Origin of the sequence: Ruminococcus sp. MCC718 (assembly GCF_018783905.1) — a bacterium.
GTDB lineage: Bacteria > Bacillota > Clostridia > Lachnospirales > Lachnospiraceae > Hominisplanchenecus > Hominisplanchenecus faecis.
This window is the reverse complement of the sequence record NZ_WQNP01000103.1, coordinates 1-557: the sequence shown is the minus strand read 5'-3', so window position 1 is coordinate 557 and position 557 is coordinate 1. Positions and strand designations below refer to the sequence as shown.

The 557-nt window shown below is 50.1% G+C and carries 1 pseudogene; it reads left to right on the top strand.

Annotated elements, in window-relative coordinates:
* Positions 1-557 (top strand): annotated as a pseudogene (locus GPK60_RS15325) (YtxH domain-containing protein); the annotation flags it as partial.

Sequence of the window (557 nt, the reverse complement as noted above, 5' to 3'; positions counted from 1 at the left end):
GGAATCTACATGAAGCTCGGAGAGCTAATGAGTATGTTCAGCCTGAATGCCAATGACAGCCAGCAGATAGGTCGCCGGATTTTCCGTAGACCGATGGTGTTCATGCGACACAGGGCAAGACGTATGGAACGCCGAATTGCAAGAGCTGTCGGTGCTGGAAGTGTTGCAGGTGCGGTGGCAGGTGCAAGTATTGCCAGAGCCGGAAAGCCAGCAACGAACCAACCGCCAAAGAAACGGGAAAATACCTCTGCCAGCATGGGAAGCCGTGTTGGTTCTGCTGTGGGTGCTGTGATGGATACGAAAAATAAAGTCCGTGACAGTGCTTCTTCTCTGAAAGAAAATGTGAAAGACCTGCCGACACAGGCTGGTTATGCCGTCCATTCTGCCAAACAGAAAGCAAAGGATAATGTATCGGACTTTAAGCGTGGCGTTGTGGAAGAACGGGAAAACCGACAGGAACAGCGTACACAGAAACGCAACCTGCACAGGGAAAATATCTCACAGAAAAAGCAGGAATTACAGAAAGCACAGGAAGCAAGGCAGACAGTTCATGCGAA